The organism is Saccharopolyspora sp. NPDC045839 (assembly GCF_056431645.1).
Map to the genome: position 1 here is coordinate 15841 of NZ_JBWKKH010000062.1, position 14600 is coordinate 30440.

The window sequence follows — 14600 nt, forward strand, 5'->3', positions numbered from 1 at the left end:
AAATCGCCACCTGGCACGCGTGAAGGGCGGCGATTTCGCGCGAAATCGCCGCCCCTCATCGCCGGATGGTGATCAGCCGAAGCGGCCGGAGATGTAGTCCTCCGTCGCCTTCTGCGTCGGGTTGGAGAAGATCTTGCCCGTCTCGTCGATCTCCACGAGCTGGCCCGGCTCGCCGACCGCGCGCAGGTTGAAGAACGCTGTCTGGTCGCTCACCCGCGCCGCCTGCTGCATGTTGTGGGTGACGATGACGATCGTGTAGTCCTGCTTGAGCTGCGCGATCAGGTCCTCGATCGCCAGCGTCGAGATCGGGTCCAGCGCCGAGCACGGCTCGTCCATCAGCAGCACGTCCGGCCGCACCGCGATCGCGCGCGCGATGCACAGCCGCTGCTGCTGACCGCCGGAGAGGCCGCCGCCCGGCTTGTTCAGCCGGTCCTTGACCTCTTCCCACAGGTTCGCGCCGCGCAGCGCCCGCTCCGCGACCTCGTCGAGCTTCTTCTTGTTCTTCTCGCCCGCCAGCTTCAGGCCGGCCACCACGTTGTCCCGGATGGACATCGTCGGGAACGGGTTGGCCCGCTGGAAGACCATGCCGATGGTCTTGCGCACCTGCACCGGGTCCACGTCGTTGGCGTAGATGTCCTCGCCGTCGAGCATCACCTTGCCCTCGACGCGCGTGCCCGGGATGACCTCGTGCATCCGGTTCAGCGAGCGCAGCACGGTCGACTTGCCGCAGCCGGACGGGCCGATGAACGCGGTGACGCTGCGGGCGGGCACCTGCAGGGTCACGTCCTGCACGGCGTGGAACTTGCCGTAGAAGAGGTTCAGGTCCTTGATGTCGAGACGCTTGGCCATGTTTCGGTCCCTACTTCGTCTTGATCGCGAGCAGCTTGGACAGCAGCGACGCGACAAGGTTGATCAGCATGATGACGAGCACGAGGGTCAGCGCGGCGCCCCACATCCGGTAGTCACCGGCCACCGTCCCGGTGCTGCGCTCCATGTAGATCACCAGCGGCAACGACGCCATCTCACCTCCGAAGAGGTTGTAGCTGATCGAGCTCGAATAACCCACCAAGATCAGCAGCGGCGCGGTCTCGCCGAGCACGCGCGCGAGGCCGAGCATCACGCCGGTCAGGATGCCGGACAGCGCGGTCGGCAGCACGATGCGCAGGATCGTCTTCCACTTGGGCACACCCAGTGCGTAAGACGCCTCGCGCAGCTCGTCCGGCACGATCAGCAGCATCGTCTCGGTGACGCGCACGACCACCGGCAGCATCAGCAGCACCAGCGACAGGGCCACCGCGAAGCCGCTGCGGCTGAACCCGAAGGTGGTGATCCACAGCGCGTAGATGAACAGGCCGGCGACGATCGACGGCAGACCGCTGAGGATGTCGACCATGAAGGTCGCGATCCGCGCGAACCGGGACTCCCGGCCGTACTCGATCAGGTAGACGCCGACCATGATGCCCAGCGGCACCGAGATGACCGCGCACACCAGGCCCTGCAGCAGGGTGCCGATCAGGGCGTGGTTGATGCCGCCGCCGAAGTCGTTGGGCAGCAGCCCGTTGAACGAGTTCGTCCACCAGGTGGAGCCGAACATCGGCTTGAGGCCCCGCTCCAGCAACGTCCACAGCACCCACAGCAGCGGGACCACCGCGACCACGAAGGCCGCCCCGAACAGCGTGGTGGCCAGGTTGTTCTTGAACTTCCGCCCGAAGCTGATGCGCTGGAACGCCGGCGGGGTGGCGAGCTGCTCCACGTCAGCGGTGTCGGTCCTCATGCTTTCCCCTTACCGCTGGAGTTCTCGATCCAACGGGCGAGCGCGTTGACCGCGAAGGTGATGACGAACAGCACCAAACCGGCCGAGATGTAGGCGCCGACCTGCAGGTTGTTGTTGAACTCCCCGGAGCCGAGCGCGATCTTGGAGGCGAAGGTGGCGCCGGCGTCGAAGACGCTGTAGTTCGGCGGCGCGGTGCTCATGCTCAGGATGATCGTCAGCGCGACGGTCTCGCCGAGCGCGCGCCCCAGGCCGAGCATCGACCCGCCGACGAACCCGTTGCGGCCGAACGGGAACACCGTCGTGCGCACGACTTCCCACTGGGTGGCGCCGAGCGCCAGGGCGCCTTCGATCTGCATGTTCGGGGTGCGCTGGAAGACCTCGCGGCTCACCCCGGTGATGGTCGGCAGGATCATCACGGCCAGCACGATGCCGGCGGTGAAGACGTTCGCGCCGGAGTCGGTCGGCGCGTTGCCGCCCGCGAAGATCGGGATCCAGCCGAGGTTCTGGTTCAGCCACAGCGCGACGGGCTTGAGCACCGGCCCCAGCACCAGGTAGCCCCACAGTCCGTAGATCACCGACGGCACCGCGGCGAGCAGGTCGACGATGTAGGCGAAGGGGCGGGCCAGGGCCCGCGGCGCGTACTGGGTGAGGAACAGCGCGATCCCGCAGGCGATCGGCATCGCGATGACCAGCGCGACCACCGAGCTGGCCACCGTGATCCAGGCCAGGTCGATGATCCCGAAGCTCATGTCGTTCGGGTTCGAGGTGTTCCACTCCCTGCTGAACAGGAAGTTCACCTGGTTGACCTGCAGCGCGGGGACGGCGCGGATCAGCAGGAAGATGCCGATCGCTGCGATGAGCGCGACCACGAACGCGCCGGAGGCGGTCGCAACCGTGGAGAACACCCGGTCGCCGATGCGGACCTTCGTGCCCGCCGTGGTTTCGGGAGCGGAAATGGGAGCCTCCGGTCCGGAACTGGGCGCCGAAGCGCCCCGCGGCGCACCGTTGTCGGTGTCCGCGGGGCGCTGATCGGCTCTAGTCGAGTCGGTCACTGCTGTTTGCAGCCTCTCACTTCGTCCGTTCGACCCTTGTTTCGCCCTGGGTATGTGCGACCCGGGTTACTCACGAGATGGCGTTGACGGCAGTCAGGACCTTGCCCTTGAAGGACTCCGGCAGCGGCACGTAGCCGGCCTTCTCCAGCTCCTGCGGGTTGGCGTTGGCCGCGACCGTCAGGAACGCCTTGACCGACTTCGCGGTCTCCGCGTCGTAGCCCTTGGAGCAGACGATCTCGTAGGTGTTCAGCACGATCGGGTAGACGCCCGGGGCCTTGTTGCCGTAGATCGAGTCGAGGTTGACGCGCAGGTCGTTGCCCTCGCCCTTGATCTCGGCGCCCTCGATGGCCTTGCCGACGTTGGCGGTGGTCAGCTCGACCGGGCCGGCGCCGCTGTCGATCTTGGCGATGCCCAGGCCGAGGTTCTTCGGGAAGGACCACTCGACGTAGGTGATGCTGCCTTCGGTGGCCTTCACCGACTGCGCGACCTGGTCGCTGCCGTCGCGGCCCTGGCCGATGCCGGCGCCGCCCTGGAACTGCTTGCCCTTGCCGGTCCAGGTGCCGCCGGTGGCGGTGGCCAGGTACTTCTGGAAGTTCTCGGTGGTGCCGGACTCGTCCGAGCGGAAGAACGGCACGATGTCCTTGGCGGGCAGCTGCGCGTTCGGGTTCAGCGCCTTGATCGCCGGGTCGTCCCACTTCTTGATCTGGCCCTGGTAGATCTTGGCGATCACGTCGGCGTTGAGGGTCAGGTCGGTGACGCCGGGCAGGTTGTAGGAGAGGGCGACCGGGCCGAACACCATCGGCAGGTTCCAGGCCGGGTTGCCCTGGCAGCGCTCGGCGGCCTTGGCGACCTCGCCCTTCTCGTCGCTCAGCGGCGAGTCGGAGCCGCCGAAGTCGATCTGGCCGGCGGTGAAGGCGGCGACGCCCTTGCCGGAGCCCGACTTGGTGTAGTTGAGCTTCTGGCCCGCGCACTTCTGGCCGTAGTCACGGGCGAAGACGTCCATGGCGTTCTTCTGCGCGGAGGAGCCCTCACCGGAGACCGGCTTGGTGCCGCACTCGACCTGGAGGCCGTCCAGAGCCGGGTTGCCGCCACCCTGCGGGGTGTTCTGGTCCGATCCGCAGCCGGCGAGCACGAGCGCGCCCGCGGCGAGAACGGCGAACGCAGCGCTGTGCCGCTTGATCTTCACTTCGTTCCTCCAGTTGGAAACCCTGCGGTTGCGCGGCCGAGCAGGCGCAGGCCCGTGTTGCCGCTCGCCAGGGACGCTAGGGAGTCGGGGTGGACGGCCTTCGCCATCGAAGTGAACGGGAGGTGAACAAGGCACGCTAAGTAAGCAGGCCCACAGTCGAACGGGGGATTGGCGGCCCAGTTCTCAGGTGACCCGGTGACTCAGGGCAAAGATCGATCAGCGCCCAAATTGCACGTCCGTGTCCCATTTATCGAATCCCAACCGCTGGTAGACCTTGATGGCGGGCGCGTTGTCGCCCTCGACGTAGAGCATCACCTGACGGGATCCAGTGTCGCGGAGGTGACGCAATCCGGCCACCGTGAGTGACCGACCCAACCCGCCGCCCTGCGCGGCCGGATCGACGCCGACGACGTAGACCTCGCCCATGCCGTCGGGGTGGACCTTGGTCCAGTGGAAGCCCAGCAGCCGGTCCGCGCCGTCCACGGCGAGGAAGAACCCGGCGGGGTCGAACCACTCCTCGCGCTCCTTGGCGCGCAGGTCCTGCTCGGTCATGCCGCCCTGTTCGGGGTGCCAGGAGAACGCCCGATGGTTGACCTCGACCACGGAGGGTTCGTCCTGGCCGGCCCGGAAGGTGCGGATCCGCACGCCTTCCGTGAGCTCCGCCTCGGGCAGCTCCGGAGTGGCGAGGTCCCGGCCCATCCGCCACAGCTCACGGGGCCGGCTGAGCCCGTAGCGCTCGGCGAGCCGCACCGCGCCGGGGTGCTCGCCGTGCGACCAGATCCGCAGGCGGCCCAGGTCGGGCGCGGGTTCCGGGGAGAGCTCGGCGCGGTCCAGCAGCGCCTCGACCAGGCGGGCGCCGACGCCCTTGCGGCGGTGGTCGGGGTGCACGGCCAGCTCGGCGACGAGCTGACCGGCGGTCTTCTCGTGTTCGGTGTCCAGGTGCGCGTACCCGATGAGCACGCTCCCGGCGTCGCGCACCACGAAGTGCTCGGAGCGCACGTCGGCCTGCACCGGCTCGATCTGGTGGATGACGTCGCGATGCGCCTTCAGGCGCAAGATCACGTGTTCGCCGACCGGGGCCACCCCGTCGGCCTGCTCGGCCTTGTCGAGCAGGGCCATGACCTCGGCCGCTTCACTGCTGTCCAGTCCGTTTCGCCAAGTCAGCTGCACGCCACCGACGTTACCCACGAACCTTGCGGTTGACGCGAGCAGAACGCTACTTTCCCGTCGCCTCTCCCCGCGCCCGCTGCACAACGACGTCACGACACGCCCCCACGACCGCCCCAGGCCGAACACCACCACCCGACCAAGGCCCCGCCCCGGCCCAGCCCGGGGTCCGGTCCGTGGTCCGGCCCGTGGTCCGTGGTCCGCAATTTCAATGGAAATCAGAGGTCCGATTTCCATTGAAATTGCGGAAGTTGTCCACAGCCGGCCGGGGTTGTCCACAGGCCCCGGCATGTCGGGCCGTGACACGCCGGGGGTCCGCAAGTTCCATTGAAATCGTGGCCGGAACCCGGCCCCGAGGCGGGCCGAGGGCGAGAGGCTTCGAAGTGCCGACGAGTTCGGCGGCAGATGCGCCGACAGACGCGAGGACCACCACGTGACCGAGCTCCGCCGACGCCTGAGCACCGCGGACGCGGTGACGATCGGGCTGACGGCCATGATCGGAGCGGGCCTGTTCAGCGCCTTCGCCCCGGCGGCGGCAGCGGCCGGATCGGCCCTGATCATCGGCCTGATCATCGGCCTGGTCATCGCGGCGATCATCGCGTTCTGCAACGCGAGCAGCTCGGCGGCCCTCGCGGCCCGCTACCCGGCGGCGGGCGGCACCTACGTCTACGGCCGCGAACGGCTCGGCCCGTTCTGGGGCTACCTCGCGGGCTGGGGCTTCGTGCTCGGCAAGACGGCCTCGTGCGCGGCGATGGCCCTGACGGCCGCCGAGTACCTCGCCCCCGCCGCCGCCAAGCCCGTCGCCGCGGCGTTCGCCGCGGCTCTGGGCGCGGTGAACTACGTCGGCGTCACCCGCACCGCCAAGCTCGCTCGCATCCTGCTCGCGGTCACGCTCGCGGCGCTCGCGTGCACGCTGCTCGCAATCTGGCTCGGGGGTGCCTCGGCTGCCGCCTCGGCGTCCCCGCCGCCTGCGCCGCTGGGCGTCCTGCAGTCCGCCGGGCTGCTGTTCTTCGCGTTCGCGGGCTACGCCCGCATCGCGACGCTCGGCGAGGAGGTCCGCGATCCGCGGCGGACGATCCCGCGCGCGATCCCGGTCGCGCTCGGGATCGTGGTGTGCCTGTACTTCGTGGTGGCGGTTTCGCTGCTGGTGGCGCTCGGCCCGGCGGGCCTCGCGGCGTCGTCGGCTCCGCTGGCCGATGCCGTGCGCGCCGGCGGCTTGTCGCGGCTGGCGCCGGTTGCGGTGGTCGGCGCCGGGGTCGCCGCGCTCGGCTCGTTGCTCGCGCTGCTCGCCGGGGTGGGCCGGACGGCGTTGGCGATGGCCCGGGAGCGCGATCTGCCCGCTCCGCTGGCCGCGGTGCACCCGCGCTTCGCGAGTCCGCACCGCGCGGAGCTGGTGATCGTCGCGGCTGTCGTCGTGCTGGTGCTCGTCACGGATTTGCGGGGTGCGATCGGCTTTTCGTCGTTCGGCGTGCTGGTGTACTACGCGATCGCCAACGCTTCGGCGTTCACCTTGCCTCGCGACCAGCGCTGGTTCCCGCGCGCGCTCCCCGTGCTCGGCCTCGTCGGCTGCGTGGTTCTGGCGTTCGCGCTGCCGTGGGCATCGGTGCTCAGCGGCCTCGCCTGCTTCGCGCTCGGGGCCGCCGTCTGGGCCTGGCGCCACCGCGCCCGCGCCTGACCTCGGTCACCTCGCGTGGCAGTCTCCGGGCGGGCGGAATTTCGCGGGAAATCGACCAGTCAGTTTCTCGCGAAATTGCGCCCAGCTGCGGTGAATCACCACCGAATGGTTCCGTGATGCGGAAGAAAAGTTCAGGGACTTCCGATTTTGCCTAAAATCGGACACCCCGATTCCAAGCAGATCCAGGAACCCGGCGCCGAACGAAGATCAACAATTCGACCGGGGATCGACCGGAATGCGCGAAGGCGCCTCCGGCCGGATCGACCGGAGGCGCCTTCGCGGGTGGATCAGTACGCGTCGACCGTCTCGCGCTCGATCGCTTCGAGCTCCGGGTGCGCCTGCTCGGCCGCCCGCGCGGAGCCGCCGCGGCTCGGGCGGACGAACTTGTAGCCCACGTTGCGGACCGTGCCGATCATCGAGTCGTGCTCCGGGCCGAGCTTCGCGCGCAGCCGCCGCACGTGGACGTCGACCGTGCGGGTGCCGCCGAAGAAGTCGTAGCCCCACACCTCCTGCAGCAGCTGGGCCCGGGTGAACACCCGGCCCGCGTGCTGGGCGAGGTACTTGAGCAGCTCGAACTCCTTGTAGGTGAGCTCCAGCGCCCGCCCCTTCAGCCGCGCCGTGTAGGTCGCTTCCTCGATCACCAGGTCGCCGACGCTCAGCGAACCGTCGCCGCCGGAGCCCGCGCTGGTGCGCCGCGACACCAGCAGCCGGAGGCGGGCGTCGATCTCCGCCGGGCCGGTGGTCGGCAGCAGGATGTCGTCCACGCCCCACTCGGCGCTGATCGTGACCAGGCCGCCCTCGTTCACCAGGGCGACCACCGGCACGTCCCCGGCCGCCAGCAGGCGGCACAGGTCGCGCGCGCCGACCAGGTCGTTGCGGGCGTCGACGATGATCACGTCGTGCGCGCCGCCGGAGAGGATGGCGCCTGGATCGGCGGGCAGGGTGCGGACCCGGTGCGGCAGCAGCGCCAGCGCGGGCAGCACCGCTTCGCACTCGGATTCACTGGTAAGCAGGAGCAGTTCGGAGCTCATCAGAGGGGCCTCCGTCCCAAGGCGAGAAACACCGACGACCGGTGGGAGCGCGGCCATCCGCAATCGGGGGACGGCCCGGCGTCGTTGCCTGTGGATGGCAAGGAGAATAACCGAAATGCGGCGGAAAAACCCAGGTCCAACCGGCGGCATCACATTTGTGAACGGTGGGCGTCCATTTGTTACGGGCATGTGTCGGGTGCGCCACGTCACGCTCAGCGCCGCCGACGGCACGCCGCTGCGCGGGCTGCTCTACCCCGGTCCGGGCCTGCCCGCGGACCTCGGTTTCGTGGTCGGCCACGGCTTCACCAACCACGTGCGCAAGCCCGCCGTGCGGCGGGTGCTGGAGCGGCTGGCGAGCCACGCACCGGTGCTCGCGGTCGACTTCCGCGGGCACGGCCGCTCCGGTGGCCGCACCACCGTCGGGCCCGCCGAGGCGCTGGACATCGCCGCCGCCGTCGAGCGCCTCCGCGAGCTCGGCTGCCGCAAGGTGGTCACCGTCGGGTTCTCGCTGGGCGGCTCGGTGGTGCTGCGGCACGCGGCACTGTCCGCGCCGCCGGACGCGGTGATCTCGGTGAGCAGCCCGGCGCGCTGGTGGGTCCGCGAGACGCCCGCGATGCGCAGGGTGCACTGGCTGCTCGAGCAGCCGCACGGCCGCTGGAGCGCCCGGCTGCTCGGCGTCCGCCTCGCCCCGCCCTGGCCGGACGTGCCGATCTCGCCGATCGAGCTGGCGTCGCGCATCCCGGTGCCGCTGCTGGTCGTGCACGGTGACCAGGACCACTACTTCCCGGTGGCCGACGCGGTGGCGCTCAGCGAGGCGGGCGGCGGCGAGTTCTGGCTGGTCCCGGGCATGCGACACGCCGAGAGCTCGACCAGCGCCGAATTGGTGGACCGCATCGCCGGCTGGGCGGCCGATACAGTGGGGCCACCCGATCGTGGTGGCCGCTAGGTCCCGAAGGCCACCGGCCCGCTGCCCCGACGAGAAACGGACCGCTCGGTGAAGAAGCTCGCCATCGCCCTCGTGATCATCGTCGGCCTCCTGGTGGGCGCCGACTTCGGCGCTGCCGCGATCGCCGAGTACCAGGTGTCGAAGCGGCTGGCCGAGCAGATGCGGCTCCGCGAGAACCCGGACGTGCGGATCAACGGGTTCCCGTTCCTCACCCAGGTCATCGCCGGGAACTACCGCGACGTGCAGCTGGCCGCCAACGCGGTGCAGGTCGGGCAGCTCAACGAGGTCGGCATCGAGGCCGACCTGCACGGCGCGCGGGTGTCCACCGCCGACGTGATCTCCGGCACCGCCGACCACATCACCGTCGACCAGCTCGTCGGCCGGGTGAAGCTGAAGGCCTCCGACATCGCGCGGCTGATCGGCATCCAGGACCTGACGATCGAGCCCGCCCCCAAGGACGCGCTGGCCGACGACGACGGCAACATCAGCAGCGCCGACGAGCAGCTCGCGGCGGGCACCGACGACACCAAGGCCGTGGTCCAGCTGGACGGCACCGTGAACATCGCGGGCTCCGACAACAAGGTGCGGGTCATCGCGGTCTTGTCCCTGGTCGACGACAAGATGAAGATCGAGCCGCGGAAGCTGGACCTGAACAACAGCGCGCTGGGCCGCATCGAGCTGCCGAAGCTGTTCGAGCAGTCGGTGCTCAAGCAGTTCAGCACCACCCTCGACCCGGGGCTGCTGCCGTTCGAGGTCAAGCCGACCGCGGTGCGCGTCGAGCGGGGCGCGCTGGTCATCGAGGGCATCGCCGAGAACGTCACCATCAACGCCGGCGGGGTGAGCACGGGGTGAACGCCGGTACCTGGGCACTGCTGATCGCCGTCGCCGTCGCCGCGGTGTTCGGCCTGGTCTGGCGGGCCAGGGAAGGCAAGGTGCGCAAGGCGACCGGCGGCGAGGAGAGCATGTTCGACAAGCTTCCCGAGGGCCTGCGGCAGCAGCTCGCCGACGCCCCGGACACCGACGCCAAGGTGACGCTGCTGCAGCTGTCCACCACGTTCTGCGCGCCCTGTCGGCACACCCGCATCCTGCTGTCCGACTTCGTCGGGCGCACCGAAGGCGTGCGCCACGTGGAGGTCGACCTCACGGATCACCCGGAGTGGTCGACGCCGCTGGGGGTGCACCGCACCCCGACGACGCTCGTGCTCGACGGCGCGGGCCGGGAGCTGTTCCGCGTCGGAGGAGTCCCGCGCCGCGACGAACTCGCCACCGCCCTGCAACCCCACCTCGCGTGACCCCTGGGCCCGCCTGGAGCTTCGCGGTTCGCACTGGTCCGCACCGCCACGCAAACGAGCCTGGAAATCTATCCACGGCGTCTCACCCTGTGAACGACCTTCCCGCCGATCGGTCTAGCCGGTAACCTCCGGTCCGTGCATGTACTGCTGACCCGGAGGCGCGCGGTGGATCTTTGCCGCGTGGGTAGCAGCCTGTGTTGCGGGCACTGACCGGGCGGTAGTACGTCTTGCACATCGCACGGCCGCGCCGCGGCTGGGGTGTGCTCTCCGAAACCGCCTGACGGACTCGGCAGTCGAAGTCCACTGAGTCAGGAGGCCCCATGTCCGCCGCAACGCTCGACCCGCGTGGCGTCCGCTTCACCGCCGCGATGACCAGCGTGATCCTCGCGCTCGGGCTGGTCACCGCGAGTTGGCGGGTGCTCGCCGCACAAATGGTGCTGTTCGGGATGTGCGCGTTCCTCGGAATGCGGCTCAACCCGTGGGGTTACGTGTTCCGGCAGGCAGTGCAACCGCGCCTCGCGCCCGTCGATCCGGCCGAACGCGAAGAACCGGCACCGGTCCGGTTCTCCCAGGGGGTCGGTTTCGCCTTCGCGCTGGTGGCCACCATCGGCTACGCCGCCGAGTGGACGACGCTGGGCCTCGTCGCGAACGCGTTCGCCCTGGTGGCGGCGCTGCTCAACGCGGTGTTCGGCTACTGCCTCGGCTGCCAGATGTACCTCTTGCTCCGGCGCGTCGCGCCAGCCGGGGCGTCCACATCAGACACCCGCTGAACCACCGAAGATCAACGAAGGAGTCGCTCGATGAGCCGCGCAGAGGTCCTGGTTTCCACCGAGTGGGCCGAACAGAACCTGAACACCGCCGGCGTGGTGTTCGCCGAGGTGGACGAGGACACCACCGCCTACGACGGCGGGCACATCCCGGGCGCCATCAAGCTGGACTGGAAGAACGAGCTCCAGGACCACGTCCGCCGTGACTTCGTCAACCGCGAGGGCTTCGAGAAGTTGCTGTCCGCCAAGGGAATCAGCAACGACGACACGGTGATCCTGTACGGCGGCAACAACAACTGGTTCGCCGCGTACGCGTACTGGTACTTCAAGCTGTACGGGCACGGTGACGTCAAGCTGCTCGACGGCGGCCGCAAGAAGTGGGAGCTCGACGGCCGCGAGCTGACCAAGGACGAGCCGAACAAGGCCGCGACCACGTACAAGGCGCAGGAACCGGACACCTCGATCCGCGCGTTCCGCGACGAGGTCGTGGACGCCATCGACAACAAGAACCTGGTCGACGTCCGCTCGCCCGACGAGTTCGCGGGCAAGCTGCTGGCCCCGGCGCACCTGCCGCAGGAGTCGGCGCAGCGCGCCGGGCACATCCCGTCGGCGATCAACGTGCCGTGGAGCAAGGCCGCGAACGAGGACGGCACCTTCAAGTCCGACGACGAGCTGACCGAGATCTACCAGGACGCCGGGCTCGACACGTCGAAGGACACCATCGCCTACTGCCGGATCGGCGAGCGCTCCTCGCACACCTGGTTCGTGCTCCGCGAGCTGCTGGGCAACGCCAACGTCAAGAACTACGACGGCTCGTGGACCGAGTACGGCTCGCTGGTCGGCGTCCCGATCGAAAACCCGGCCGAAGCGGCCAAGAACTGAAACTGTTCGCACCGCGTCGCACGCTCCGACCCGTGTCTACTTTTCGCTGCTGTAGCAACAAAAAGTAGACACGGGCGAAGCGACCACCAGGACGCGGACGAGATCGAGGAGAGTTGAGCATGAGCGGATGCGGAGCGCCGCAGCAGTCGGGCACGGCGGTCGCCGAGGACACCGACCAGGTCATCGTGACGGGCAAGGTGCGGGCCGGTAGCGCGCCGGTCGGCGGGGCTTTCGTCCGCCTGCTGGACTCCTCGGGCGAGTTCACGGCGGAGGTCGTCTCCTCGCCGGAGGGTGACTTCACCTTCTACGCCGCCCCGGGCGACTGGACGGTCCGGGCCCTCCACCGCGAGGGCAAGGGCCAGGCCGCGGTCACCACCAGCGGACCGGGCGTGCACGCGGTGGACATCGCCGTCGCCTGAGTTCTTCCCAACGCGAAGGGCGCCCCGCACCGGTTCGGTGCGGGGCGCCCTTCGTCCACTGTGGTCAGCGTGCGGACTTGGACCGGAGCAGGGCGAAGGCCCGTTCGTCGCGGTCCTGGGAACGCGGGTCGGAGTCCTCCCGGCAGCCCACCGTCGTGAAGTCCACGACCTCCCAGCCGGTGCGGTCGAACAGCCGGCGCAGGCCCGTCTCGCTGAAGATCCAGAAGTTCGTCGCGTCGTTGTTGGCCTCGGCCGGGTCCAGCAGGTACGCCACCGGCAGCTGCTGGATCCGGGTGCCGTCCGGCGCGACCTGCGCGACCCGGGTCGACACGAAGCACAGGTCGGCGCGCTTGGCCAGCTCCTCCAGCACGAAGTACGGGTTCTTCAGGTGGTAGAGCAGGCCGAGGAAGAACACCGCGCCGTAGTGCTCGGCGGGCAGCCGGAACTGCGCGTCCAAGTCGATCTCGTGCACCTGCACGCCGGAGTCCAGCTCCTCGACGAGCCGGCGGGCGCCGCGCAGCCCGTTGAAGTTCGTCGGCGCGTTGTCGATCACGTCCACCTGGCAGCCCAGCTCGGCCTCCAGGAAGAAGCCGAAGTCGCCGTCGGCCGCGCCGATGTCCGCGATGCGGGTGCCCGCGATCCGGTCGAACACCGAGCGCTGCTCGCCGGTCAGCAGCGCGTCCAGGTGGAAGATGTTCGCCATCGTGTCGTACGGGTACCAGCCGAAGTCGGCGGGCGCGATCTTGTCCTTGCGCGCCAGCAGATCCTCGCGGAAGGCCAGCGCCCGCTCGCGCAACGTCTCGAAGTCCATGTGATCCCCGTCCCTGCTGTCGGCCCAGCGCAGTTCGGCGCGGTATCCGCCCGCAGATCATGCCCGACGCCACACTCCGGACGGGCGCCGCGGTGGTTATCCTTTGCGCGTGGAACTTATCGACTTCCTGCACTACGGTCTCGTCACCCTCGTCGGGCTCGCCGCACTGGCCACCATCTGGTTCGCCTGCTACGTGGTGTACCGCCTGCACAGCGACTGATCCGGGGCTCCCGGTAACCTCGACGCGATGACTGCTACGCCGAACGAACCACAGCGCGGCAGCGGCGACGCCGCGGTCGCCGCGGCCGAGGAGCGCGCCAAGCTGACCCGGGACCGCAACGTCCCGGAGTACGACGACCTGCCCGGCGCCGGCGACACCGCCAACCTGCGGATGGGTCCGTCGCTGAACGACGCCTGCCTCGCGCTGCTGCCGCTGGTCGGCGTGTGGCGCGGCGAGGGCGAGGCGTCGCACCCGGCGCTCGACGAGTCGTACTGGTTCGTCCAGCAGGTGACCATCGCGCACGACGGCCGCCCGTTCCTGACCTACGAGAGCCGCGCGTGGCGGCTCGACGGCGAGGGCGGCAAGGTCGTCGCGCCGGCGTTCCGCGAGGTGGGCTTCTTGCGCCCCCAGGCGGACGACACCATCGAGCTGATGATCCTGCACGAGACCGGCGTCGCGGAGATGTTCTTCGGCAAGCCGCAGGGCCAGACCACCTGGCACTTCGGCACCGATGCGGTCCTGCGCACTCCGACCAGCGAAGACGTCACGGCGGCCACTCGGCTCTACGGCGTCGTCGAAGGCTCGCTGGCCTACGTCGAGGAGCGGGCCACCTCGGAGCACGAGCTGCAGCCGCGCCTGTCGGCGAAGCTCGACCGCATCGTCGGCTGACGCTCGGCTCGGCCGTTCCTGTCGGACCCCCGGGCTACGTTCTGGTCAGCTGACCGACGAACCCGAGGCAGGCAGAGCATGACCAGCACCCTCACCGGCGAGCGCGCCGACATCCTGGAACTCCTGCGGGCGCACCGCGGCTTCCTGCGGCACACGGTGCAGAACCTCACCGAAGAACAGGCTCGCCTGCGGCCGACCAAGAGCGAACTGTGCCTCGGCGGGCTGATCAAGCACGTGACCGAGGTCGAGCGGAGCTGGGCCGACTTCATCCGCAACGGCCGCAAGTTCGACGCCTACGACGAGGCGGCGTTCGCCGAGCACGCGGCGACCTTCAACCCGACCGACGAGGAAACGCTGGAATCGCTGCTGGCGGAGTACGCGGAGGTGGCGGAGCGGACCGACGAGATCGTCGCGACCCTGCCGGACCTGGACCTCTCCCACCAGCTGCCGGACGCCCCCTGGCAGGAGGAGAAGGGCCAGCGCTGGACGGTGCGCCGGGCGCTCCTGCACATCGCGGCGGAGACCGCCCAGCACGCGGGCCACGCCGACATCATCCGCGAGACCATCGACGGCCAGAAGACCATGGGCTGACCTGGTCCGGCCGCAATTTCCATTGAGGTGATCTCAGTGGAATGGGGAGTGGGGTCTTGAGGTGGTGTGTGTCGGGGGTGTGAGGAGAGTGGGCGTGGGGTCCTGGTAGAAGAGGTCT

At 69.3% G+C, this 14600-nt stretch carries 17 protein-coding genes; 10 read left to right on the top strand and 7 right to left on the bottom strand.

From position 1 onward, the window contains the following. Nucleotides 1-72: 72 nt before the first annotated feature. The 5 genes from pstB to mshD form a co-directional block, all read right to left on the bottom strand. A complete protein-coding gene (gene pstB / locus AC07EQ_RS42430; protein ID WP_478393442.1) occupies nt 73-849 on the bottom strand; it encodes a phosphate ABC transporter ATP-binding protein PstB in 777 nt (258 codons plus the stop codon). Between the two features lie 10 nt (nt 850-859). After that, entirely contained in the window at nt 860-1774 is a 915-nt protein-coding gene (gene pstA / locus AC07EQ_RS42435) for a phosphate ABC transporter permease PstA (RefSeq protein WP_358581475.1), read from the bottom strand. Continuing rightward, the gene (gene pstC / locus AC07EQ_RS42440; RefSeq protein WP_478393443.1) at nt 1771-2826 is read right to left on the bottom strand and encodes a phosphate ABC transporter permease subunit PstC; all 1056 of its coding nucleotides are present in this window, start codon (nt 2824-2826) and stop codon (nt 1771-1773) included. The genes pstA and pstC overlap by 4 nt, the downstream gene beginning before the upstream one ends. 70 nt (nt 2827-2896) lie before the next feature. Then, nucleotides 2897-4012 (bottom strand): phosphate ABC transporter substrate-binding protein PstS, encoded by a 1116-nt coding sequence (pstS, locus tag AC07EQ_RS42445; protein ID WP_478393444.1) that lies wholly within the window; start codon nt 4010-4012, stop codon nt 2897-2899. Between the two features lie 216 nt (nt 4013-4228). Then, entirely contained in the window at nt 4229-5182 is a 954-nt protein-coding gene (gene mshD / locus AC07EQ_RS42450; RefSeq protein ID WP_478393445.1) for a mycothiol synthase, read from the bottom strand. Nucleotides 5183-5612: 430 nt separating this feature from the next. On the opposite strand from mshD, the gene AC07EQ_RS42455 reads away from it, so the two are divergent. After that, complete coding sequence (locus AC07EQ_RS42455) at nt 5613-6854, top strand: APC family permease (RefSeq protein WP_478393446.1); 1242 nt, start codon at nt 5613-5615, stop codon at nt 6852-6854. 287 nt (nt 6855-7141) lie between these two features. Here AC07EQ_RS42455 and AC07EQ_RS42460 read toward each other — a convergent pair whose 3' ends face one another. After that, nucleotides 7142-7885 carry a winged helix-turn-helix transcriptional regulator gene (locus AC07EQ_RS42460; protein ID WP_358581468.1) on the bottom strand — a complete coding sequence of 248 codons (744 nt, stop codon included), beginning with the start codon at nt 7883-7885 and terminating at the stop codon, nt 7142-7144. Nucleotides 7886-8072: 187 nt separating this feature from the next. Between AC07EQ_RS42460 and AC07EQ_RS42465 the strand changes: the two genes are divergently transcribed. From AC07EQ_RS42465 to AC07EQ_RS42495, 7 genes are all read left to right on the top strand, one after another. Beyond that, nucleotides 8073-8831 carry an alpha/beta hydrolase gene (locus AC07EQ_RS42465; protein ID WP_478393447.1) on the top strand — a complete coding sequence of 253 codons (759 nt, stop codon included), beginning with the start codon at nt 8073-8075 and terminating at the stop codon, nt 8829-8831. A 48-nt stretch (nt 8832-8879) separates the two neighbouring features. After that, on the top strand, nt 8880-9683 hold the full coding sequence (locus tag AC07EQ_RS42470) for an LmeA family phospholipid-binding protein (protein WP_478393448.1): 804 nt from the start codon (nt 8880-8882) through the stop codon (nt 9681-9683). Then, entirely contained in the window at nt 9680-10123 is a 444-nt protein-coding gene (locus tag AC07EQ_RS42475; protein ID WP_478393449.1) for a TlpA family protein disulfide reductase, read from the top strand. Before AC07EQ_RS42470 ends, AC07EQ_RS42475 begins: the two co-directional genes overlap by 4 nt. A 135-nt stretch (nt 10124-10258) precedes the next feature. Then, complete coding sequence (locus AC07EQ_RS42480; RefSeq protein WP_350945149.1) at nt 10259-10333, top strand: putative leader peptide; 75 nt, start codon at nt 10259-10261, stop codon at nt 10331-10333. Between the two features lie 110 nt (nt 10334-10443). Then, nucleotides 10444-10893 (top strand): DUF4395 domain-containing protein, encoded by a 450-nt coding sequence (locus AC07EQ_RS42485; protein WP_397527792.1) that lies wholly within the window; start codon nt 10444-10446, stop codon nt 10891-10893. Between the two features lie 30 nt (nt 10894-10923). Continuing rightward, a complete protein-coding gene (locus AC07EQ_RS42490) occupies nt 10924-11772 on the top strand; it encodes a sulfurtransferase (protein ID WP_478393450.1) in 849 nt (282 codons plus the stop codon). A 119-nt stretch (nt 11773-11891) separates the two neighbouring features. Then, nucleotides 11892-12191 carry a DUF1416 domain-containing protein gene (locus tag AC07EQ_RS42495; RefSeq protein ID WP_478393451.1) on the top strand — a complete coding sequence of 100 codons (300 nt, stop codon included), beginning with the start codon at nt 11892-11894 and terminating at the stop codon, nt 12189-12191. Nucleotides 12192-12255: 64 nt separating this feature from the next. Here the strand turns inward: AC07EQ_RS42495 and AC07EQ_RS42500 are convergent, their stop codons facing one another. Then, entirely contained in the window at nt 12256-13002 is a 747-nt protein-coding gene (locus AC07EQ_RS42500) for a class I SAM-dependent methyltransferase (RefSeq protein WP_478393452.1), read from the bottom strand. A gap of 247 nt (nt 13003-13249) precedes the next feature. On the opposite strand from AC07EQ_RS42500, the gene AC07EQ_RS42505 reads away from it, so the two are divergent. Further along, nucleotides 13250-13891 (top strand): heme-binding beta-barrel domain-containing protein, encoded by a 642-nt coding sequence (locus tag AC07EQ_RS42505; RefSeq protein WP_478393453.1) that lies wholly within the window; start codon nt 13250-13252, stop codon nt 13889-13891. Between the two features lie 78 nt (nt 13892-13969). Next, nucleotides 13970-14482, top strand: coding sequence for a DinB family protein (locus AC07EQ_RS42510; RefSeq protein ID WP_478393454.1), 513 nt, complete (start codon nt 13970-13972; stop codon nt 14480-14482). The last annotated feature ends 118 nt before the right edge of the window (nt 14483-14600 follow it).

Coding starts and splice junctions, on each gene's coding strand:
- pstB (WP_478393442.1), bottom strand. CDS start 849: ATGGCCAAGCGTCTCGACATCAAGGACCTGAACCTCTTCTACGGCAAG.
- pstA (WP_358581475.1), bottom strand. CDS start 1,774: ATGAGGACCGACACCGCTGACGTGGAGCAGCTCGCCACCCCGCCGGCG.
- AC07EQ_RS42460 (WP_358581468.1), bottom strand. CDS start 7,885: ATGAGCTCCGAACTGCTCCTGCTTACCAGTGAATCCGAGTGCGAAGCG.
- AC07EQ_RS42465 (WP_478393447.1), top strand. CDS start 8,073: ATGTGTCGGGTGCGCCACGTCACGCTCAGCGCCGCCGACGGCACGCCG.
- AC07EQ_RS42485 (WP_397527792.1), top strand. CDS start 10,444: ATGTCCGCCGCAACGCTCGACCCGCGTGGCGTCCGCTTCACCGCCGCG.
- AC07EQ_RS42490 (WP_478393450.1), top strand. CDS start 10,924: ATGAGCCGCGCAGAGGTCCTGGTTTCCACCGAGTGGGCCGAACAGAAC.
- AC07EQ_RS42495 (WP_478393451.1), top strand. CDS start 11,892: ATGAGCGGATGCGGAGCGCCGCAGCAGTCGGGCACGGCGGTCGCCGAG.
- AC07EQ_RS42500 (WP_478393452.1), bottom strand. CDS start 13,002: ATGGACTTCGAGACGTTGCGCGAGCGGGCGCTGGCCTTCCGCGAGGAT.
- AC07EQ_RS42505 (WP_478393453.1), top strand. CDS start 13,250: ATGACTGCTACGCCGAACGAACCACAGCGCGGCAGCGGCGACGCCGCG.
- AC07EQ_RS42510 (WP_478393454.1), top strand. CDS start 13,970: ATGACCAGCACCCTCACCGGCGAGCGCGCCGACATCCTGGAACTCCTG.